Genomic DNA, 20442 nt, shown 5'->3' on the forward strand with positions numbered 1-20442 from the left:
ACACCCAATGGAGCATCGTGTTGGTGGAAGGCAAAGCCCAGGACACTTCAATCACGCTTTCCCTACGTGATCTGCGTGTGGTAAAGTTGTGATCTTTCCTTTCGGGGAGAGTCGTAGAAAGCGTGACTGACATGTGGCACGTCATTATTGATTTCATCGCCCGCCCCAACCTGACCGAGGATGAGATCGATACAGTCCTGGACACCATTTCTGAGTTCTATTACTGGCACGACGCCGACCGTAAGACTCCGACGACTGCGATCTTCTACGTCGACGCACCCACCGCAGACGAAGCGAGCCTGCGTGGACGGGGGCTGTTTGACCAGACCTTCACGAACCACGAGGTCGAGATCGTGGCAACCGAGACGATCCGCCACGAAGATGCAATCGCTCGCTACGAAGCAGAAATTCAGTCCTCATGGTAAGTACCGCGCACATACAGATCCGCCGATAGCTGCAACCTTGCGGCCCGGTCGGGTGCGGTGGCCATGAGGCCACAGGTTTCCTCGACGCTAGCGCTAATGGTTTCGACGACGATCTCGGTGAGCTTGCCACCAAGTATCTCCAGCGTGACCCGTTTCGGTCCGGTACTCGTGCCGTCGTAGAGGATGGAAGTGCCACCAAGCCGGTTCTCCCCCGGTCTCGGTTTCACATACGCGAGCCTGCGCCCGGATGGGGGCTCGACGAAGAAGATTCCGAACTCTACGCTGGATTCCGGGCTCAACGCGGAAGGTGAGTGACCCAACACAGGCAGGCTGCCGGGTGGAGATGACCTCAATGGCGGCGGCGTTGATATCAGCCCAAAGGTCGACGATGTTGAGGTTGGCTGCCCGTCATGCATCCACCAACGACTGGAGTTCTGGCTCGGCGAGCCCCATGCGCAGGGCACCCATGGCTTTCAACGCACCAACCCCGCCCTGGTAGCCACAGGCGAGCACCGCGATTGTTTCTTTCTGTCCCCGCCCGAAGTTGCCTCCATGTTTTTAGGCGGGGACGCCGACCATTCTGCTCGCGGTCTCGCAATACATGCCTACGCCTTCCTCGAAAGCCTTAAGGCTGGGGTTTCACCGGCAAACCAGGCGATCACGCGGGCTTCGATCGCGGAGAAGCCCGCCAGCGAAGCCGTGGCTTACCACCACCGGTCTTTCCCCCACCTGTCCTATAGGCCTAAGCCTAAGCCCACGCCCCACACCAAAAACAAAATGTCCCTCGACACAGGAACAGTGTCGAGGGAGATCACATCGTTACTTAGACGTTCATTTTGATACAAGGCTCTTGTGGGTGCACAACCATGGCGGGTGGGCGCACTCAGACGATGGGTGGATGCAATTTCAACCCAAAGGAGGCTTCGTGTTGGCGCGCGTGTACACCATCACTACGTGTCTCCTCCAGCAACCACACCTTGACTCGACGGCTCAAACGCCACGCCGTCGCATGCACCGGATAGCAACCGCCTCTCATCTAACGATATCGACAATCAAGCACCCCTCATCACCCATGGGCAGGGCTTGCTCGATACTCCCCGCGATGACGGATACCGCCCCTCCATGCGCTCTGCTGTCAGATGGGGATGATTCTGAGCCACTCACAGCGTTGACCACGAGTGCACGATCTGCGATGAGAGCAGATTGCTTCGCATAGTAGACGACTTCATCGTCATACCAGAGTTCGGGTGGGAAAGTCACATACAGGGGCCACAACAAAATATCCGTAGACTCAGCACATTCCGCGAAGACTTCTGGCCTCTCCCACACATCACCACACAGAGCGAGGACAAACCCTTGATTCTTTAGTTCGAATCTCGATGGTGCCGTTCCCTCAGCGTAGGGTCCCGATACGACTTCCGGGTCACGCCAGCCCGGCGACATACGTCGGTAGAGAGCCAATTGGTGCCCGTCGCCATCGAACACGATGACACTCGAATAGAGGACATCACCGTCGCGCTCGATAAAAGGTAGACAAATCGCGATTGAAAACTGAGCGCATAAACTCTGGATCGCCAATATCTCCGGACCATCCCGCTCGATACCGACTGAGAGATCCCGGATCGGATCGTCTGTAATTGCGTCAAAGCCCTGCATGTACGCCTCCGGCAACACGATGAGATCCGCAGAGCCCGAGTATCGTTCACACAGAGAGCTCAAGCGCTCGACATTCAACCGGACGTCTACCTCAGATCGAACAGCTGCCAGCACGATCCTCACAACAATCTCCTAGCGGTATATCTCTCGACGATGCCCTACTGTGAGCGCAAGAATTATCAACCAGCCGTTATCAACGTCGTAGATGATCCGATAGTCACCGACGCAAATGCGGCGTTCGCCCTCACCATCGATAATTCTGGCAGATTCGACCGGGTAAGGATCGGAAGCTAGGGTTTCGATCACCTCCTTCAGGCGACGTTGAACCTGGGGATAGAAAGATCGAAAACTTTTGGCTGCCAAACGCGAATTGGCCTTAACCGCAAGACCGTGCGAGCATCCAATCCTGGCCACTAGAAGCCCCTACTAGCCCTGAACCAACCCGCGCCACCTGGCCTTAACCGCCGAGGGGCGTCGTCACCTTGTCACCTGCATTGTTGATCAGGGCTGGCCGATCCGCCGCGAGGCCGAGAGATTCCAAGTGCCTCCTGCGACGCCATCGAAATGGGCTAACCGGTACCGACACGGGCACAGCCTGCACGACCGCTCCTCCCGTCCTCGCACAACCCCAACCCGCCTCGCCCAGCGTCGCGAGCGGCGGATTATCGCGCTGCGTTTCACCCGCCGTTGGGGGCTGCACCGGATCAGTTACCACCTGGGGATCCCACGTGCAACGGTCGGCCGTGTTCTTCAGCGGTACCGGATGCCGTTACTCCACCACCTCGACCAGGTAACCGGGCTGCCCGTGCGGAGGAGTATGGCGCACCGGTATGAGAAAACGTTCCCGGGAGAGTTGGTGCATGCTGATATCAAAAAGCTCGGTCGTATCCCTGACGGTGGTGGGCATCGTGTCGTCGTGCGTTTCCAAGGGAGGCAGAACACGCGTGCGAGTGGCCATGCGGGCGGGTATGCCTACCTTCATCACGCGATCGATGACTATTCCCGGCTGGTGTACTCCGAGATTCTTGACGATGCGCAGACAGACACTGCTGCCGGGTTTTGGTCCCGCGCTCAGCAGTTTTTTGCTCACGCCGGGATCACTGTCCACGCGGTGATGACTGATAACGGGTCGTGTTACCGGCCAACCGCATTCAGGGATGCACTCGGGCCTATGGTGAAGCATCGCCGGACGAGATCATACCGGCCGCAGACAAACGGGAAAGTGGAACGGTTTAACCGCACCCTAGTCGCCGAATAGACTTACGCTCAGGCGTATCGAAGTGACGAGGAGCGTGTCCGGGCGTATCAAGCACAGTGTCCCCATGTGACCTTCTCGCTAATGGAGCATATTTGTCACTAGGGACGGCATTGACACAGCCACACAACCCCCGTACAGTTTTCCGTACAGGAGGCTTACTATGAGGACAATGAGCTATACCGAGTCACGAGCAAACTACGCCCAGGTGCTTGATGACGTTGTTGACAACCGAGAAGAAATGATCATCACGCGTGCGGGCCATGAGCCCGTCGTGATTGTCTCACTTGCCGAATATGAATCACTCCGGGAGACAGCCTACCTTCTGCGCTCCCCTGCCAATGCCCGCCGACTCCTTGACGCGATCGAAAACTTGGAGCAGGGCCACGGAACCCAGCACGACCTCATTGAGGACTGAAACATGATCCTCGTGTGGGATGAGCGAGCATGGGAGGATTACCTCTGGTGGCAAACCGAGGACCGCAAAACCCTCAAGCGAATCAACTCACTCATCAAAGACATCGTCCGGAACGGCAATGAAGGCATCGGAAAACCCGAAGCTCTGAAACACGGACTAGCTGGCTATTGGTCGAGAAGAATTACTGATGAGCATCGTCTCGTTTACAAGATCGTTGGTAACGAAATTCGCATCGCCGTGTGCCGATATCATTACGGTCGTTAGCGCTGTTCGACCAGCTACCCCTGAAAGCCCTACTCTTCCTGACATCGCCTGAGAGCAATTAGTGTGGAGTCGATCAACTCTTCAATCAACGCTTCAAAAGCCTTGATTGGTGAGCTTGAAGCGTCTAATTCGGGCATGGGCTTCTGCCAGAAGAGTGCGCGCTCGCGGGTTCGTTTCTGATCGCAGCGCATCCGTCGCTCGCTCAGCATTGCCCGACAACGGGCCGGACCCCCAGAAAGTGGACACGGGGGTCGGGCCCAACATCCTTTTAGCGGTCTCGATGAGCTGATCGATCAGGACGATGGTTTCTTCAAGTTCCTTCGTCAACGTGGTTGGTTGGGCTTGCAGGCTCTCGGTGTTCAGCACGGTGGTTTCGAGGATGGGCTCGTGGTGGCCGGTGACGTAATACTGGGGCACTTCGCCTTCGTTCTTCTTCACTATCTTGGTCAGGAAGTCAGTGGTGACAGTTTTCTGCAGGAGGGCGTCGCCTTTGTATTTGGTTGCGCAGGATCGAGTTGATGGTCGAGATTAACCAGTGATTCTTGCCCATCGGGGTGGGGATGCCGTCACCAGTGAGGTCCCAAGCGATTTGGGATGGGGTTAGCCCCGCGCGGAAGTCGGCATCCGTGCGACGCACGACTGGAGCTTGGGTTTCGTCGATCACCAGGCCACCGTTCTCGCCTTCGGAGTCGAAGGTGTGGATGTTTTGCTGACGCACCGTGGTTAGTGAGTCGACGGCTGTAGCGATGTCGCAGACGGAGCCGAATGAGCGAGTAACCGGCTTTTGGGTAACAGGAATCGACGTCTTCCCGCTGTGGAAACTCTTCACACTCGTCGGAGCGTTCTTTGGTCAGACCATTGACCCGCTACAATGGGAACTCGACGGACTGCGGTGGCCGCCTTCGTTGGATTGCTGTGGCCGCGCCTACCTGCACGCGAGCCGGTAGCCATCGCCGTCGTCGGATGCTACTTGCGACTTCCGTTCCTCGCGGTCGTGATTTTAGGCGCGGCTGTCGTGGCAGTGCTCCGGATGGTTTAGTACGTGTTCGGCCATTTCGGTCGCTCTCAAGGAATGAGGTAGCCGCGCCCACTAGGATGTCCGTATGCCATACAGCGATCCTCAACTTATCCGCCTATACGACGCCGACACCCCGACGGTCCAGACCACGACTTCTTCCGCGGGCTCGTACGTGATATCCGGGCACAACGGGTGGTGGGCCTTGGATGTGGCGCCGGAATCTTGACCATTACGCTCGCTGAGCCGGGACGCGACGTCATCGGCATCGACCCGTCGAAAGAGGCGCTCGAGTTCGCGCGATCCCGTCCTGGCGGAGGCGCCGTAACGTGGGTCGAGGGCACGGAGCGTTTGACCGAGGATGGCAGGCTGCTGGAGTCTTGTTCGATCGATGGTCCCGATGGAATGGGACCGTCGTCATGCGCGTCAGAAACGAGTGGCTCGACGACGGCCATGCTGCCGAATTCGACCAAGAACTGCAGTTTCGCAGCCACGAACAAATCCTTGCGGATCTGACGACGGCTGGACTCACACAAGTGAGCACTTACCAGAATTGGTCAGGAGAAGCCTTTACTGGTGGTCGCGACCAGCCATTGATGGTCGTTGTGGCTCGAAAAGCCATTGACACACCGGCTTAACTGACGCACGGTTTCCATATAGGTGGCGGGCCACTAAACCCATCACGATCTCAACTAAACTATCCTCTGCCTGCTCGCAGACGTGCCACTCGAGGGGAGCTTCGCGAGGCAATCCGTCCGACGGCGGACAAAGATTCAGCATTGACGACGTTCTTGACGAGCTATGAGTCTCAACGACTCACCCACAAGGCACCGAGTCGAACTGAGCTCCAAAGCCCGCAAACAGCTGAAGACTATGGATCGGTTTGACGCGCTCATACTTGCCACCTGGATCAAGAACAATCTCGATGGATACACCAATCCGCAAGCTCTCGGAAAACCACTGACCGCCAACCACTCAGGCGAATGGCAATACCGGGTTGGATCCTACCGAATTCTCGCGCTCATTCATCACGACGTCGTCACCATTGAAATCTCTTCCGTTGGCCGGCGCGACAAAACCTACCGGTCGTGAGCCAATCGCCCACTGGAATCGACCGTTAAGATGTCACCGCCCCCTCGAATCCCGCGAAAAAGTAAAACGCAGTGCCCAAAGGGCTCAGATCGCTTTCCTAAGTGGCACGCGATACACACCGCAGCACCAGGCCGAGCGTATCGCCGTCGCGCTCGAGAATCGAACGGAGATCTACCTAATGTTGCACCGATGCCAAAACGATCCGCGTAGGAATCTCCTACCGGTAAACCTCTCGCCGATGCCCAACAGAGAGCACGAGAATGAGCAACCGACCGTCGTCGACGTCGTAAATGATCCGATAGTCACCGACGCGAATGCGGCGTTCGCCCTCACCACCGAGTATCTTTATTGACCCGGACGGATAAGGATCGCAAGCCAGGGCTTCGATTGCTTCTTTGAGGCGACGCTGAACCTGAGGGTGGAAAGATCGAAAACTCTTGGCCGCCGAACGCGAATAGGAGACCGAATATTCGGGCATCCTCTATACCAACCCAAGTTCCGCCATAAGTTCTTCGTGAGACACCGTTTCTTCACTCCGAGCACGTGCAGCAGCACGAATATCCTCAAGGTCCTCAAGTGCCGCAACAGCGCGATCATAGAACTCTGGAGACACGACCACTGCACGACGCTGGGCACCACGAGATGTCAACTCAACCGGTTCACGTTGAGCTGTGGCAATAAAACCACTTTGGTTCTGCCGAAACTCTGAAAGAGTTGCACTAGTCATGACCCAATCATACATCATGTACAAGTTGTATGGAAAGCTCGAACCCGGGCGAAAACCAAAACACCCGTGAAACGCTGAACCCCTCGAATCCCGCGAAATACCAGGTAAAACGCGGAACCCGAGAGGTTCAGATCGCACTCGATTCTTTGTATCAAAAGTCGAGCACAAATGGTTACCTAGACGTTCATTTTGATACAATGCTCTAGGCGGATGCACGCAACGGCTAGGTGGGTGCGCCGACGTTAATGGGCTAGTCCACTTCGCAAAAACTTCGGGAGGTGATCAATTGGCCCCAAATACTACTTAAGGGTTCTAAACCGGGGAAGATCGACCATTGATTGCGACGCCCGTCTATTATTTCCATCGCTCTTATTACACCAGCGTTTCCGGTGGAGAAATCTGCGGAGAGGCGAAGCCCTCATTTTGGGCGACGTTGAAAGTCGAGTACTACTACCGCCACGCCTTCCGTATCCATGAAGAGGTCTACGAAGGCGTCTCCACATGGATCGAGGGATTCTATAACCACAAACGCATCCATTCAGCGATCGGATACCAAAACCCGGTCGAATACGAACTCCACGCCGCAATGAACATAGCAGCGTGAACTACACAACGAAACCGTCAACAACTAGCGGGCAAGCCCAGCGGAACAAAACTCAGCACGCTTCAACGCTGGTTTGGGACGCACCAGGTCACGCAGCCTCAAGGCCTTTTGACCTCACGTTTTCCCTTGCTGACAAGGCGCGTTGGTTGCGCGAAATCCTTGATCGGGAAGGCTTTGGCCGTCCAGTTTTGGTTGGTCAGTCGATGGGTGGTTACGTGGCACAATCTTATCTTCAACAGTTTGCCGGATCGCTCGCCGGGTTCGTGTCGATTGATTCGGCCCCGCTGGGTCGTGCTTACATGACTTCGGCGGAATTGTGGTTGCTAAAACGTATGGAGCCGATTTATCGCCTTTACCCCTGGCGTCTCCTCCTGAGTCACGGGTCAAACGGCGTTGCCACCACGGCGCTGGGACGCGCCTTAATGCGCGAAATGATGCTCGCTTACGACCCCGACCCGGCTGGTTACGCGCGCCTGATGGGGCACGGTTATCGCATCCTCGCCGAAGCGATAGAGGCGGACTTGCCCTACCGAATCGACTGTCCCGCCTTGTTGATCTGTGGAGAAAAAGACCGCGCAGGTTCGACGCGACGGTATAATCGGGCGTGGCACGCGAAAACTGGCATCCCACTGAATTGGATCAAAGGTGCCGGCCACAATGCCAACACCGACCAACCCGGGGTCGTCAATCGCCTGATCAAAGAGTTTATCGAGGCGCTCAACCGCTCCCTTTCGGGCGAGTGACGATAACGAGTTCGCGGCGCCCCGGTATGAACCGTGGCATCATCACCCAGAATGGTCAGCCCGTTTCGAGAGCCTCGCTGGCGCTGAAGCAAAGAAGCTCGGTCGCAAGGTGCCTATCGATGTTGCTGTCTGGAATCCGCGTGTGAGGAAGCATTCGCCTGTCCGGAAGGTGGATAAACAGCAGAAACCGTCCACGAATGCTTGCATGCGTGTTTGTCAGTGGCGTATGACTTTCTATTGTTCTGGTAGAAGAAATCTATTCCAGTACTTTCCAAGTTGGTGTTGCTCGGGATCCTTCGCGGCGAATGTAGCCCTTCGCGGTGAGGGTGTTGAGGGCTCGTTGTACTGTGCGGGTGGTTTTCGAGATTTTGTCAGCCATTTCCTGGCGTGTTTGACGCGGGTTTTGCGTGAGCAGGGCAAGCACTGCCGTCTCGGTGCTGCTCAAAGTGACATCCGTAGTGACATCTGTAGTGACTTTTTTGTCACTACGACGCTCCAGCGTCACCATAAAGCTCGTCTCGTAGTCGTCAAAACTATAAGTAACGTCTGCATCGTTGCATAGCGCTGCGACGCGTTTGAGACCTGAGCCAAATTGTTCGATGCGATGCCCGAGATACAGGGTTTTCGCTATGAGTGGGTTGCGCGGCATGGCTGGAAGTGATTCGTCCACATACTGTTGTGGTGTGTGATTACTTGCGAATGATCCGGGGTTTAGTACAGTCACACGATCGGGATAAACGCAAATCTCGTGAGATGGCTTGTGCATACGGTAGTCTGCGTGAGCGAAACTGTTTGCGATAATCTCGCGTATTGCTGCGGCAGGTATCTCTGGTATTTCTTCCCGCGTGCCCCGGTCAATCCGTGCGCGCCAGTGAATGTTCTTCAGCACGTATTGCTCGGCAACATCAAGGAGCGTATAGATATTGGCCTCGGAGCGTTGGATGTCTAGGAAAGTAATCTTCTCCGGTGTGGCAAAAATGGCCATCTGCAAGGTGACTGGTTTGCCGGTGCCGAACAGGAGATTACCGGCGTTATTGAGGTTAGCGCCGGTGGTGAGGCCAAGATGAGTGAGCAGCTCTGAGTCTGATTCGGGGGTTTCTGGGAGCCTGCCAGTTTCTCTCGCCTCGTTCAGAAATCTGTGAAACGACTCGGCATTAATGTTGGTGACCGGCGTGCCGGAATCAGTTTCCTCCCACGAATCTTTCACGGCTTGTTTGTTGAAGAAATTTCGGAGGGCGGATGGTGTGACGGGTCGGTCTTCATCGGCTGTTCGCAGATAATACTTGTCCCCAGCCGAGTAGGGGGTGTCCGTGCCGTTTGCCTCGACCTTGATTACAGTGCGTTTGTCGAGTTCAAGTTTCGTGACGGTTGGGTAGATCTGTGGCTTAATAGTCTGGCTGATAGCGCGGGAGACCTTGCGCAGTGTTTCTTCGGTGACGTCCTGGCCACCGACAGTGCCATCTGGTTTCACACCGAAATACACCGTTCCTACACCATGTTTGTTGAGCATTGCAGCGATAGAAATGCAGGCTTCTTTCAGCTCGGAGGTGCTCTTCTTGAACTCCAGAGTTTCGGTTTCAATACCCAGATTCATTCTCGCCTCCATTGCCGCTAAGTGACACCAGTCTATTCCGTAGTGACATTTTTGTCACTACGGAATGTCACTACGTATGTCACTTAGGCTCGAAGCCTGGGGAGTGGAGCAACCTTTTCGCGGCAGGGGTAACAATTTCGCGGCAGCACATTTCAGCAGGAGAGCGTGCGCCAAGATTCCCTCAGTCGCCTGCGGGTCTCCGTGCTTCACTCGAATAGCCGTCGTTCTCAAGAGCCTCGGCAAGCGTTCTTAAAAGAAGGATTTGGCTTGTTATCAAGCGAAAAGCCCACTCCGTCCATCGCCGTCACGTCCGCCGCTTTGTATCATCTTCAGCAGCTAGATAACCACGACGAAGACCGAGAGAAGTACCGCAGGCGCGAGTATCTCCGAGGCTGAGGAAGTGGGTTGAACACAAGCTGTTCGACATGAAACCGCAGGTCAAAGGCCGTTTCAAGGTTTCTGGCGTGCCGCATTGCTCCAAAAATGTTCGCTTGCTCCTAAATCGGGGTTACGCGAAATTGTTGGGTGTGAGCTGGGCAAATAGATGGCCAGCAGCATATCGCGGATTAGGTCTCGTGGCTGCTCGCTTTGGCGATGTTTCGCGCCCGCAACGGTAGCACCACCACAACTGCCATCACGGCACCAACAATCACCCATGTGAGCCAGATTGGCCAACCCCATGCCGTAGATCCAATGAACGCCCAGTTTAGTGCCGTCATCAATACTGAAAATGCCACCATCGCCCAGCGTGTCGCCCGGTAATACGCTTGCCAGCCTTCCTCGCTTCGCGGCTCGATCATAGTGTTGGTGGAGCCTGGCCAGCGCGTAATAAGGAGCGCGCCGAGTGCAATTAGAGCAAATAGGGCGATCGCAATCCACATCTCGTTTGGTGAACCGTAGCGGTCTACTTTGCCTGTGACGTCGTGATGCATTGGCACTAGGTTCGCTAAGGTTGCGCGCGTCACCATAAAACCTAGGATCGGCGTGAACACAACAAGTGCCGCTGCTCCAGGCGCAGCTTGCATTGCTGGGGTTACCCTGTGTTTGTTGACACTTGATTAGGCTGGATTGTCTGGCTGGGAAGGGTGTTGGAAGACACGTGAGTGAGAAGAAGACGAGGAAGTCCTATACGCCGGAGTTTGGGTGGGATGCGGCTTCGATTGTGATTGATCAACAGACCACGATTGCGAGCGTGGCTCGTGATCTTGGGGTGGGTGAGGCCTTGCTTGGCCGGCGGGTCAAGCATGAGCGTGAACGACGCCAAGCACAGGCCACTGGGGGGCCAACTACCGCGCAATTACATGCCCAGATCGCTCGGCTACGGGCTGATAATGCCCGGCTGGCGATGGAAAACGAGTTCTTGGAAAAAGCAAGCGCCTTCTTTGCCGCCAAGCAGGCCCCTCGCAGCGCTTTGAGCTAATGGAGGCAAAGAAGGCGACCTATCCCATTGCTTTGGTGGCACGCGTGTTAGGGGTGAGCCGTCAGGGCTATTATCAGTGGCGTGCCCGCAGCCGGGCACGCCACGAGCGTGTGCTTGCTCGGGGCGAGTTTGACCGTGTGGTGGCGTGCGTGTTTGCTGATTATCAGCGCACTCACGGGGCTTAGCGTCTGGTGGCAGCCCTGGCCCGGGTGGGAGTGATCGCGGATAAGAAAACCATTGCCGCATCATTGAAAAGGCAGGGCTTGGAAGCGGTCTCGACCCGCTCGTTCTACCGCCCCACCACCACGGACACTGACGGATGTGACTATGAGGATCACTGTCGGCGCCAATGGGATCAGGGCGCGATTGATCTGGTATGGATCACCGATTTCACGTATTTGCGTTGCCCGGAAGGCTGGATCTATCTGGTAGCGGTACGCGAGGCGCATTCACGGCGGGTGTTGGGGTATGCGATGGGTCGGCAGCAGACCACTGGCCTGTTGATCGAGGCTTTGCAGATGGCTATCGATGCGCGTGGTGGGGCGATGCCCGGCCAGGTCGTGTTACATGCTGACCGTGGTTCACAGTTCACCTCACGCCAGTTAGCCCACTATGCCCGCCAGGCCGGGATCGTGATGCCCATGGGGGATACGGGCGTGTGTTGGGACAACGCGATGGCCGAGTCATTTTGGGCGACGTTGAAAGTCGAGTACTACTACCGCCACGCCTTCCGTATCCGTGAAGAGGTCTACGAAGGCGTCTGCACATGGATCGAGGGATTCTATAACCACAAACGCATCCATTCAGCGATCGGATACCAAAGCCCGGTCGAATACGAACTCCACGCCGCAATGAACATAGCAGCGTGAACTACACAACGAAACCGTCAACAGCTAGTGGGCAAGCCCAGTGCTGCTTTCATTGTTTTGTCCTGAAAAATCGCCATTGACTTTTCACACCCCGACAGACGCTGCGATCAAACAGAGCGCCTGTTAACTGCATCACGCGAGTTTTTGTCAGTGGGGGTGCGAACGTCTTTTAGAACACTTCGTGCTCCGGGCTTCTCTCGCGGTAGCAATGTCCTACTTTCAAGCCCGTTCAAAACACGTGCTGCGCCGTCCGCCATTTTACGCGTGAGAGTTGCCGAGGCGCGGCGAATTGGCTTCGCGCAGAAACTGGTGAAACGCCCGTGTAGCACTATTTCGCGATCGTCCTATCTCACGGATAAACCCCGCGATTTTGTGTCTTTAAACTCTTTTTCGGATTTGACATTCGGGGGGGGGGAGAACATGGTGTTACGTATTTTACCTTCTCACCTAAGGAGATTTTCAATGTGGAAAAAACTTGCAGCTATTGCTGGTGTTGCTGCGCTGTCATTTTCGCTGACGGCTTGCGGCAACAATGACGACGCAAAACCCGCTGCAGATCCCGCTACCTCCGCGGCAGAAGTGACGAGCGCGCCCGCGGAAACGACCGAAGCCCCGGCGCCCGCCACTAACGACAGCTCCGCTAGCTCGGGCACAGCCCAGGGCGATTGGCACGCATTCATTGACGAGTATGAGAAGTTCGTCGACGATTATCTTGCCTACACGGAAACCGTTCTTCAGAAGGGTTCCTATCTGGAGGAGGCGCAGAAGCTCAATGACCTTTCCCGCCAGGGAACCGAATTGGCCGCGAAGGCTGAGGAAGTTAAAACCTGGAATCTTTCCCAAGAGGACACGCTCGAATACACCCGTCGTCTCCAAGACCTGAACGATAAGCTGTTGAAGGCTGCGGAAAACGTTCAGAAGGCAACAGCCAGCGGGGTTAAGTAAACGCGCTGGAGAAAATGTTTCCTTCCTTTGCCGCCGACGTAGCAGGCCACTTGTGCCGCACGCTACGTCGGCGGCGTTGATTTTGTAGTCCAGCTGGAGTAGATCATCGCTGCCTGCTGCCAGGCAAAGGCGAAGGCGAACTAGCAGGAAGACTTCACGTGGGTGTAGTGGTCGCTTGCTTCGATTTTTTAGAAAGCGCCGGTTGATTTCTTTGAATATGCTGCCCTAGCAACGTTATTTATAAGTTCTGGTACAAGGCTGGGTTGCCCGCAAGTGGTTGACATTTTTCTAAGCGGTTCCGGGCCCGCCCCCCCCCCCCGGAAAGTGGGCATGGGGTCGGGCACCTTGGCACAGGAATCCTCCACCCAACACTATGGGCCACCCCAATCGACCAGCTATCGGACGGAAACCAGCGGCGAGCCTAGATCGCGTTAGCCGTGACGCAGAAACCTGGGCTTGCCACTGATAATAGCCCTGACGGCTCACCCCTAACTGTACTTCCCCGTGAGGTTGTGAACGCGTGATGCGGGTGTTTGGCCTCCGATACCGGTATGGGGTCTGTGGTGATCGTACTCGTGGAGCCAGGCTTGGTAGGCCTGGGCCCGTTCTTCTTTACTGGAATAAGCTTGTGCGTAGGCCCATTCTTGGGCCAGGGTGCGGTTAAAACGCTCGACCTTGCCATTGGTTTGAGGTCGATAGGGCTTGGTGCGTTTGTGTGTGATGTTTTCCCCGAGTGCCTGGGCGAACATTTTTGACCGGTAACATGCTCCGTTGTCGGTCATTACCGCGCTGACCTTGATGCCGATGCTTTCGAAGAAGGCCTGCGCCCTGCCCCAAAATGCTGTGGCGCTCTCTTTGCGCTCATCATCAAGGATCTCGCAATAGGCAACCCTGGAGTAGTCATCGACACCATGATGCAAATAGCGATACCCACGGGCACTGGATGGTCCTGAGCGTGCTTTCTTACCGCGGGCAACACTAGCAGCCCGGTCTTGGGGTGAGCCTCTGCCATGGGCGCGCCACCCGCCCCCATGAGGGATACGGCCTTGCTTTTTAATATCGACGTGGACCAGTTTGCCGGCAGATTTGATCTCGTAACGCTTGGGTTTAGGCTTGCGTACTGGTAGCCCGGTGGCTTGGTCGATATGGGACAGCTTTGGCATGCGGTAGCGGGCAAGGACTGAGCTTGTCAAGTTTGTTGTGTATGAAGGGGTTGTTTTATAGGTAGGGGTTCATGCGGTCGGGGTAGGCCGCGGCTAGTTGGGCCAGGGCCTGTTTCCAGTTCGCCTTCACCTGCCCTTCGATCAGTCGGCCCGCGCCTTAGGCTCTGCGGCGGCTTTGCCTTTGTCCTTGGCCCACCGGCGGGCCCGGGTATCCTCAATATCGCAAATAGCTAGCCACAACAGCTTGAGACCCGCCTCATCGGTAGGGAACTGAGAGCGATTCTGCCTCACCTTACGCAGCTGGTAGCTGGGTGACTCGATAGCGTTAGTCGTGTAGATGACCTTGCGCAGGGCTGGCGGGAACTGCAAGAACGCCGGTGTTGCGCCCCCAGGCGTTACGCCAGGTCGCTACCGCCGAGGGGTACTTCTGGCCCAGGTCGGAGGCGGCGAAGGCCTCTAGGGCCTCTTGAGCGACCTGCTCGCTGCTGGCGGTGTAGATCGTCTTCAGCGAGGCCGAGACGGCCTTGCGATCCTGGTAGGCCACGAAGTACTTCGCGGCCCGGATCAGGTGAACGTGTGCAGGTTTGGACTAGCGAGTTGGGCCAGGTGGCCAAGGTAGCCTCAGGCAAGCCCACCAGCACCTCACAACACAATCAGCACGTCTTGAATACCCCGGTTGGCTAGTTGGGAGCACACGGAAGCCCAAAACGAGGACCCTTCGTTGTCCTGGACCCAGATACCCAAGACGTGCTTGATGCCCTCCATGCAGGCCCCTACCCCGAATATGAGCAGCCTTGGAGCCCGCCCGGCCTTGGTCACGGACCTTAACCCGGATTGCACCTGGTAGATCACCGGGTAGAACTCTTGTCAGGGCCGCTCCTGCCAGGTGGTGACCGACTCTCGGGGCGTGTCGGTAATATTTTAGCGATCGTCTCATGGGATAGCTCCGTGCCGATCGTCTTAGCCAGATGATGCTGAATATCGCCTGCGGTCATCGAACCGGCATGAAGGCTGATAATCATTTGATCCAGCCCACCTAGGCGCCGTGAACCTTTGGGCACCAACCTGGGGGTGAAAGAGAGCCTTCACGGTCCCGGGCAATGGTCAGCTCAATATCGCCAACCTCGCTAGCCACGGTCTTGGTATACGACCCGTTACGGGCGTTGATTGGCCGGTCAGATTCGGCCTTAGCCTGCCGATCGCGGGGCTCATATCCCAGGTGTGAGGTCATCTCGGCCTGCAAGCCGCGCTCCAGGGCTTCCTTGATCAGTGCGGGGATCATTCCCCCATCCCCGGTCAGCTCGATCTGGCCAGAATCAATGCGGGCAAATAGATCGTCTAAAGCACCGTTAGCCTTCAGCTGCCCAACAACATCGGCGCCAGCCGGGCGGGTCTTCTCATCACGTGTCATGGTCATAATCGAATCCTTTCATCAGATCCTCATACACAAACCATTTGACACCCTCCAAGGACTCGTTCAACCGTCGAGCGAGCCATATGCAAGTGGTAGGCGATCCTGCGGGCCCCATCGGCGATTAAATCGTAAAGCGATAATGCGTCATTCTCGTTTCCGCGCCAACCGGGTAGGTGATGTGTGTGGCCTGGAGCTGCGGTCAGTGAGAGCCTGGCCGGCGCGATACCGGTCCGCCCAGCGTTTAGCTGTCGCGGCCGAACACTGAAAACACTCTGCGACACGCCGTAGCGGCCATCCTTCCTCAACGACAAGCACAGCCAGACGACGACGCCCTTCCGGGGTCAAGGGTGCGTTAGGATGAGTCATGAAGGCCTCCTGGTCAGTATTGGATATTTCTCTATAACCCATATCCTGCCCGGAGGCCTTCACCTACCTCAACCGTTCACAACCTCCACGGGAAGTACAACTAGGGCGTGCTTGACCAGGGATGTGAACACGAGATTTCAAAGGAGAAATGCATGACCGAAGCCCCTTTCGACCGCGACCGAATCCTCAATAGCGCAGCGCGCTACCTGATTGATGCCCTGAGCGAGCAAGAGATCGCCGCTGTCCCGGTTCTTACTGAGTATGGAAAGGCTCTCCAGCTAAATGGCGAAGGCATGTTGAGCCTCGAGAATCTCGTTGACCAAATGGTTGAGCTCCCTGTCGAACAGTGGGAGGAGCACCTGCAACGTTGGGCACAATTTGCAGCTGACGCGGCTCACCCTGACGACATCTCCCAGCTAGATGTGGATTCCATCGCCTCAATGATTCGCAGTCGTGTAATCGCTGAAGACGCATCCGAGAAGAAAACCTACGCGCGACCTGTTGCAGAAGGTCTCGTTGAAATCCTATGTCTCGACTACCCCAACCGCGTCTTGACGCTGGATGATGATTCTGTTGGGCAGCTTGGGCTGCCGATTGATGAGTTGTACGTGCTTGGCCGGGCTAACACTCAGGCCGAACCTATCGATGAGCGATTCGAGGAAGACGGCATCCAATTCGTCTCGGGTGACTCCATGTTCATTGCATCCAAGATCACCAATATTCCTGCGCTCCTTGACCAGCTCGGAATCGACGCCCCCGATGGTCTTTTGTTCAGTATCCCTAACCGGTCACTATTGATTTACAAGGTGCCCACCGATTTCGCTGACCTCGTTGGTATCGCAAACATGGCCAACGTGTTTACCCCTGAAGCAGGATTTGATAATCCGGGCGGACTCATTAGCGCTGCGGTCTATTACTGGTCGCCAAATGGATCCATTGAATCTATGACAGGTGATTTCGATGAAACTATGCAGGCAGCAGCAGCTGCAGGCGCGCCCGTTGACGAAATGACACCCCAGACCACAACTGTTATTCGGCCAAGCAAAGAGTTCACCGACAGATTCATGAAGCATTGACACCTGCTACGCATACGATGACCAGGCGCACACGTCAACGCCGTAATGATGAAAACCGGTGTCCGGTTCGAAACCGACATACCTGCGCGCCGTGATAGCCAACCCGGCTTCGAGTAGCGCGGCGGTGAGTCGGTCACGTTCGGCGAGGTAGTTGCCTTTGGTGAATAGGTTGAGGCGGACTTCCTCGACTTCGACGCCGGGGGTATTGTCGGCGAACACGTCAAACAGGTCAGCCAAAGGCGTGGCAACCAAGTACGTGTCCGGCACGGGTGTGGCCGTATAGAGACCGACCGCGATCGGCGAGCCAAGTCGATCAGCGACGGCGGTAATGCGTTCCAGGAGTGCGGTCATGGTGCTACCTGATTCATTCGCGCAGTCAGTGTTTGTTTCATTGCCTCTGTTGCGGGTCGGCGGGTTTGGGAGCGTGTGGGTGCAAGGAACGGCCTGGCGGGCTGGTTGGAGCGGCCCTGTTCGAGAACGTTGGCGATCAGGGCGTTCGACCGTCCGTCCCGGCGGTTTTCAGCGAACCCGATCTTCAGGTTGTGCTCACCTTTCGAGTTCACCCGCACAGCCGTCGTGCCGAGCGCGCCGAGGAGTTGCCCGGTGGAACGCGATGGGGTTGCTCCTTGGCCGATCGCGGCGGTGAGATTGGCCCGCAGGCGGGGCTCAACCACGCCAGCACCAACGTTGAGTACCTCGTCGGCGGCTGCGTCGAGCAGCGCGGACGCGGCCTGCAAAGCGTCGATGAAGTTGTTGGGGAGTTGAATGTGAACCCGTGCCATCACGTTTCCTTGTGTCGAGGGAAGTTTTAGACTTGAATCAAGAGTTACGGAAATTGAGCTGCGGTTATTGAAGGGATGGCATCTATGTCGATTGAGCAGGTTGCCTTCGCGATTCCCGCGCGCATCGAGGCTGGACTGGCTACTGGCGAGCTGGTTCGGTACGGAGGCGTCGTACGAGATGGTGCGGGCCACATCGTGATGCATTTGAAGGAAGTCCCTACTCCGCAGTTCGACAAGGCACTCGCTTCAGCCCGTGCGTTCGCCAAGGCGAACAAGACAACGTTGATTGTCGGGACTGTGGCTACCGCCGCCATCGGAGGAACAGCGATTGCTGTTTCAACCATGAAGCGCATGAAGATCAACAAGGCCGATAGACAGTTTCAGGCTGCGATGTCGGCGTATTTCAAAGCGATCGTTGCTCAAGACATGAACGCTCAGGTCATCGACAAGCTTGACCGCTCCCTTGGAGAGCTACGAGCGCTAACTGGAAAGCCGACAACCGACCTGATCGACGGCGACGTCCTCGATTCGCTGATCGACTACAGCCGCAACTTCATCGTCCACAATGCACCGGCCCGGCTCGAGCAAATTGAACCCGCTCAGTTGGTGAGCTTGGAGAGCTACCTTGCCGAGCAGAAGAAGATCTTCGACCAAGAGAGCTAGGCATTTCCTTCTGGCGCGTTTTGGTGAGCGACGATTTCGACATAGCGGCCGATCACTTCGACCGTGTCAATCACGAAACGGCCATCGTGAGTGGCGATCTCCATCGACTCGCTCACCTCGAGGCCGGGCATGGCGCGGATGCGGAATAGGACGGTGGCGTTGGTGTAGGCTGCGCGGTTTACCCACGCGCTCGTGGTGTGCCGGGTCTCCCGATACGCGATACGCCCGCACCGTCGCCACAATCCGATCTGACGTCGACGTGAACCCGGCCTTATCCCGCACCGTCACCGGCGCGATCACGTCGATGTGCTCGCGCATGGAACCAATCCCAGCCATCGCTCTTCACACATTCCATTCGCGGTCGAGTCGGAGCAGATTGTTGACCGCGTTCCACACGGCTTTCGCCGCCTCCGGCATATCTGCCCAGAATCCGGCGGTCGATCCGTCACGGGATTCATAGAAATGCGTCGCCAGCAACACGATCGCCTGACGTGTCGTCCCCGACATCGGGTGATCCTCGTAGTAGCCGTCGGGTAGGTGTTGGTAGGCAACCGCGTAGGAGGTGGCAGCCCCCACCAGCGAGCCGATCAAGGCGTCGTCTTCATCGTGGGTGAGGATCAGATTCGCCGTCACGAGCTCCACCAGTTCGGCGGGCAGTGTTGGTGTGGCCATCGGGGCTGCCACCTCCTCTCTCAGTGGGTCAACGGGTCAGTGTTTAGGCGGTTGCTTTCTGGGTCAGCACCTTCACCGCTTCGGGTAGGACGAGCTTGCCGTCGAGGCGTTGGGAGGCTAGGAACCCGACTTGACCGCTGGTGGCGAATAGTTCGTTCAGGCGCTTAAACGAGCGTCCCTGCCGGTCGGCGATCCAGTAATAACCAAGGTCACCGAACGCGACTGTCTTCGCCGATGCTTTGATCTCGGGCACGAACGCCGAGGCGTGAACCGGTTTGCCGAGGATCATGTCCGGCGCTCCGGCGGTCAGGGCGGGTTGCCACAAGTATTGGCCTTGGGCGTCCTTGAGCTTGCGCACGGTTTTCACCGTCGCGTCGTTCATCAGCCACACCGCGTTCTTGCGATACGGAGCCCGCAGACGGTAGTGCAGGTCGATGAGATCATCCGCCGTGATGTCGGTCGGCTTGGCGGTGGTGATGCCTGCTTGGCCGCCGCCAGCAGTGAAGATGCCGGTTGGTTGCCCTGTGCCACTACCGACGAGGAAGGCTTCTTCTTCGGCTGCGCCGATCCGGCGAGCAAACTCCGAGGCCAAATATGCCTCGACGTCGAAGGCCGCGTCATTGAGCAGTTCCTCGCTGATTTTGAGGAAGGTGCCGAGCTTAAACGCGCTCAAAGTGATCTGGGAGAAGACTACGTCGGATTCGGTGTAGGGCTTTCCTTCGTCGAGCCAGCCTGCGGTGCCGTGGGTGGAGACGACCGGGATCTTTCGATCCCCCGAGGTGGTTTGAATAACCTTCGCCAAACCGCGCATGACGTTCTGGTCAGCCAGGGATTGGACGAGGGTGCGTTCGAACCCGTCCGGCACCAAATAGCCGCCCTCGGTGTCGACACCCTCGCTCAGGGCGTTGCGGACCTCGAGGGGTGAGGCGTTCAGGCGCATCGCATTCCAAAACGCGCGCTTGTACGAGGCGGAGGCGCGGCCGGTCTTGGTGGGTTCGGTCTCGCCGGTTTGGCCGGGCATCGACGTGAGCGGAGCATGCGTCGCCCTGGCGAGGTCAGCGTCTAGGCGTTGGGCACGCTCAGCGCGGGCGATCTCAGCAGTTAGCCGCTCAATATCAGCTTCCATCCGCGCATAGGTCTGGTCATCCTCAGCGGACAGGCAGCCGGTGGTGGTGTCGCGGCGTTCATCGAGAAAGACCTTCGCCTTCTCCCAGGTCTCGGCACGCTTGGTGCGCAGGTCAGAAATAGTCATCGTGGACATGAAAGTGTTCTCCTTTAG

Annotated in this window: 26 protein-coding genes and 5 pseudogenes; 14 read left to right on the forward strand and 17 right to left on the reverse strand. The window is 56.9% G+C overall.

Annotated elements, in window-relative coordinates; translation table 11 throughout:
- The first annotated feature begins 122 nt into the window (after positions 1–122).
- Complete coding sequence (locus tag J2S45_RS06540; protein ID WP_307634895.1) at positions 123–425, forward strand: hypothetical protein; 303 nt, start codon at positions 123–125, stop codon at positions 423–425.
- Here J2S45_RS06540 and J2S45_RS06545 read toward each other — a convergent pair.
- From J2S45_RS06545 to J2S45_RS06555, 3 genes are all read right to left on the reverse strand, one after another.
- Positions 410–652 (reverse strand): hypothetical protein, encoded by a 243-nt coding sequence (locus J2S45_RS06545; RefSeq protein WP_307634896.1) that lies wholly within the window; start codon positions 650–652, stop codon positions 410–412. The two genes, J2S45_RS06540 and J2S45_RS06545, sit on opposite strands and share 16 nt — an antisense overlap.
- 805 nt (positions 653–1457) lie before the next feature.
- The gene (locus tag J2S45_RS06550; protein ID WP_307634897.1) at positions 1458–2204 is read right to left on the reverse strand and encodes a carbon-nitrogen hydrolase family protein; all 747 of its coding nucleotides are present in this window, start codon (positions 2202–2204) and stop codon (positions 1458–1460) included.
- Between the two features lie 9 nt (positions 2205–2213).
- A complete protein-coding gene (locus J2S45_RS06555) occupies positions 2214–2495 on the reverse strand; it encodes a type II toxin-antitoxin system RelE family toxin (RefSeq protein WP_307634898.1) in 282 nt (93 codons plus the stop codon).
- Positions 2496–2532: 37 nt separating this feature from the next.
- On the opposite strand from J2S45_RS06555, the pseudogene J2S45_RS06560 reads away from it, so the two are divergent.
- From J2S45_RS06560 to J2S45_RS06570, 3 genes and pseudogenes are all read left to right on the forward strand, one after another.
- Positions 2533–3336: pseudogene (locus J2S45_RS06560) on the forward strand (IS481 family transposase); the annotation flags it as partial.
- A 163-nt stretch (positions 3337–3499) separates the two neighbouring features.
- Entirely contained in the window at positions 3500–3754 is a 255-nt protein-coding gene (locus J2S45_RS06565; protein ID WP_296931185.1) for a type II toxin-antitoxin system Phd/YefM family antitoxin, read from the forward strand.
- Positions 3755–3757: 3 nt separating this feature from the next.
- The gene (locus J2S45_RS06570) at positions 3758–4018 is read left to right on the forward strand and encodes a Txe/YoeB family addiction module toxin (RefSeq protein WP_307634899.1); all 261 of its coding nucleotides are present in this window, start codon (positions 3758–3760) and stop codon (positions 4016–4018) included.
- Positions 4019–4111: 93 nt separating this feature from the next.
- Here the strand turns inward: J2S45_RS06570 and J2S45_RS06575 are convergent, their stop codons facing one another.
- Positions 4112–4456 (reverse strand): hypothetical protein, encoded by a 345-nt coding sequence (locus tag J2S45_RS06575; RefSeq protein ID WP_307634900.1) that lies wholly within the window; start codon positions 4454–4456, stop codon positions 4112–4114.
- Between the two features lie 16 nt (positions 4457–4472).
- Positions 4473–4847: a recombinase family protein gene (locus J2S45_RS06580; RefSeq protein ID WP_307634901.1), complete on the reverse strand. Its 375-nt coding sequence runs from the start codon at positions 4845–4847 to the stop codon at positions 4473–4475.
- Positions 4848–5231: 384 nt separating this feature from the next.
- Here J2S45_RS06580 and J2S45_RS11130 point away from each other — a divergent pair, with 384 nt between their 5' ends.
- The 3 genes from J2S45_RS11130 to J2S45_RS06590 all read left to right on the forward strand — a co-directional run bounded on the left by J2S45_RS11130 (position 5232) and on the right by J2S45_RS06590 (position 6125).
- Positions 5232–5549, forward strand: a complete 318-nt coding sequence (locus tag J2S45_RS11130) for a class I SAM-dependent methyltransferase (RefSeq protein ID WP_407702505.1) — start codon at positions 5232–5234, stop codon at positions 5547–5549.
- Positions 5453–5671, forward strand: coding sequence for a hypothetical protein (locus tag J2S45_RS06585; RefSeq protein WP_307634902.1), 219 nt, complete (start codon positions 5453–5455; stop codon positions 5669–5671). Before J2S45_RS11130 ends, J2S45_RS06585 begins: the two co-directional genes overlap by 97 nt.
- A gap of 163 nt (positions 5672–5834) precedes the next feature.
- Positions 5835–6125, forward strand: coding sequence for a type II toxin-antitoxin system RelE family toxin (locus tag J2S45_RS06590; protein ID WP_307634903.1), 291 nt, complete (start codon positions 5835–5837; stop codon positions 6123–6125).
- A gap of 217 nt (positions 6126–6342) precedes the next feature.
- On the opposite strand, the gene J2S45_RS06595 is transcribed toward J2S45_RS06590, so the two are convergent.
- Positions 6343–6603, reverse strand: a complete 261-nt coding sequence (locus tag J2S45_RS06595) for a type II toxin-antitoxin system RelE family toxin (protein ID WP_307634904.1) — start codon at positions 6601–6603, stop codon at positions 6343–6345.
- Positions 6604–6606: 3 nt separating this feature from the next.
- Positions 6607–6852: a type II toxin-antitoxin system prevent-host-death family antitoxin gene (locus J2S45_RS06600; RefSeq protein WP_270975286.1), complete on the reverse strand. Its 246-nt coding sequence runs from the start codon at positions 6850–6852 to the stop codon at positions 6607–6609.
- A gap of 334 nt (positions 6853–7186) precedes the next feature.
- Here J2S45_RS06600 and J2S45_RS06605 point away from each other — a divergent pair, with 334 nt between their 5' ends.
- A complete protein-coding gene (locus J2S45_RS06605) occupies positions 7187–7456 on the forward strand; it encodes an IS3 family transposase (RefSeq protein ID WP_307634905.1) in 270 nt (89 codons plus the stop codon).
- Entirely contained in the window at positions 7453–8199 is a 747-nt protein-coding gene (locus tag J2S45_RS06610; protein ID WP_407702477.1) for an alpha/beta fold hydrolase, read from the forward strand. The genes J2S45_RS06605 and J2S45_RS06610 overlap by 4 nt, the downstream gene beginning before the upstream one ends.
- 256 nt (positions 8200–8455) lie before the next feature.
- On the opposite strand, the gene J2S45_RS06615 is transcribed toward J2S45_RS06610, so the two are convergent.
- Positions 8456–9793 carry an RNA-binding domain-containing protein gene (locus J2S45_RS06615; protein ID WP_300047718.1) on the reverse strand — a complete coding sequence of 446 codons (1338 nt, stop codon included), beginning with the start codon at positions 9791–9793 and terminating at the stop codon, positions 8456–8458.
- Between the two features lie 566 nt (positions 9794–10359).
- Positions 10360–10725, reverse strand: coding sequence for an SdpI family protein (locus tag J2S45_RS06620; protein ID WP_307634906.1), 366 nt, complete (start codon positions 10723–10725; stop codon positions 10360–10362).
- 167 nt (positions 10726–10892) lie between these two features.
- Here J2S45_RS06620 and J2S45_RS06625 point away from each other — a divergent pair, with 167 nt between their 5' ends.
- The 3 genes from J2S45_RS06625 (at position 10893) to J2S45_RS06635 (ending at position 13027) form a co-directional block, all read left to right on the forward strand.
- Positions 10893–11213 (forward strand): transposase, encoded by a 321-nt coding sequence (locus J2S45_RS06625; protein ID WP_307634907.1) that lies wholly within the window; start codon positions 10893–10895, stop codon positions 11211–11213.
- Between the two features lie 191 nt (positions 11214–11404).
- Positions 11405–12082 (forward strand): IS3 family transposase, encoded by a 678-nt coding sequence (locus J2S45_RS06630; RefSeq protein ID WP_307634908.1) that lies wholly within the window; start codon positions 11405–11407, stop codon positions 12080–12082.
- Between the two features lie 462 nt (positions 12083–12544).
- Positions 12545–13027, forward strand: a complete 483-nt coding sequence (locus tag J2S45_RS06635) for a DUF6591 domain-containing protein (protein WP_307634909.1) — start codon at positions 12545–12547, stop codon at positions 13025–13027.
- Positions 13028–13515: 488 nt separating this feature from the next.
- Here the strand turns inward: J2S45_RS06635 and J2S45_RS06640 are convergent.
- The 3 pseudogenes from J2S45_RS06640 to J2S45_RS06665 form a co-directional block, all read right to left on the reverse strand.
- A pseudogene (locus tag J2S45_RS06640) lies at positions 13516–14208 on the reverse strand (IS481 family transposase); the annotation flags it as partial.
- A gap of 37 nt (positions 14209–14245) precedes the next feature.
- Positions 14246–15601, reverse strand: a pseudogene (locus J2S45_RS11135) (IS256 family transposase).
- Between the two features lie 56 nt (positions 15602–15657).
- Positions 15658–15970 (reverse strand): annotated as a pseudogene (locus tag J2S45_RS06665) (helix-turn-helix domain-containing protein); the annotation flags it as partial.
- A 152-nt stretch (positions 15971–16122) separates the two neighbouring features.
- On the opposite strand from J2S45_RS06665, the gene J2S45_RS06670 reads away from it, so the two are divergent.
- Entirely contained in the window at positions 16123–17046 is a 924-nt protein-coding gene (locus J2S45_RS06670; protein ID WP_307634913.1) for a hypothetical protein, read from the forward strand.
- Positions 17047–17052: 6 nt separating this feature from the next.
- Here J2S45_RS06670 and J2S45_RS06675 read toward each other — a convergent pair whose 3' ends face one another.
- Entirely contained in the window at positions 17053–17397 is a 345-nt protein-coding gene (locus J2S45_RS06675; protein WP_307634914.1) for a hypothetical protein, read from the reverse strand.
- The gene (locus J2S45_RS06680; RefSeq protein ID WP_307634915.1) at positions 17394–17828 is read right to left on the reverse strand and encodes an HK97 gp10 family phage protein; all 435 of its coding nucleotides are present in this window, start codon (positions 17826–17828) and stop codon (positions 17394–17396) included. The genes J2S45_RS06675 and J2S45_RS06680 overlap by 4 nt, the downstream gene beginning before the upstream one ends.
- Before the next feature lie 84 nt (positions 17829–17912).
- On the opposite strand from J2S45_RS06680, the gene J2S45_RS06685 reads away from it, so the two are divergent.
- Positions 17913–18491 (forward strand): hypothetical protein, encoded by a 579-nt coding sequence (locus J2S45_RS06685; protein WP_307634916.1) that lies wholly within the window; start codon positions 17913–17915, stop codon positions 18489–18491.
- Here J2S45_RS06685 and J2S45_RS06690 read toward each other — a convergent pair.
- The 3 genes and pseudogenes from J2S45_RS06690 to J2S45_RS06700 form a co-directional block, all read right to left on the reverse strand.
- Positions 18488–18827: pseudogene (locus J2S45_RS06690) on the reverse strand (phage head completion protein). The gene J2S45_RS06685 and the pseudogene J2S45_RS06690 overlap by 4 nt on opposite strands.
- Before the next feature lie 6 nt (positions 18828–18833).
- On the reverse strand, positions 18834–19163 hold the full coding sequence (locus J2S45_RS06695) for a head-tail connector protein (RefSeq protein ID WP_307634917.1): 330 nt from the start codon (positions 19161–19163) through the stop codon (positions 18834–18836).
- A gap of 43 nt (positions 19164–19206) precedes the next feature.
- Positions 19207–20424 carry a phage major capsid protein gene (locus tag J2S45_RS06700; RefSeq protein WP_307634918.1) on the reverse strand — a complete coding sequence of 406 codons (1218 nt, stop codon included), beginning with the start codon at positions 20422–20424 and terminating at the stop codon, positions 19207–19209.
- Positions 20425–20442: the final 18 nt, after the last annotated feature.

Source organism: Trueperella abortisuis (assembly GCF_030811095.1).
GTDB lineage: Bacteria > Actinomycetota > Actinomycetes > Actinomycetales > Actinomycetaceae > Trueperella > Trueperella abortisuis.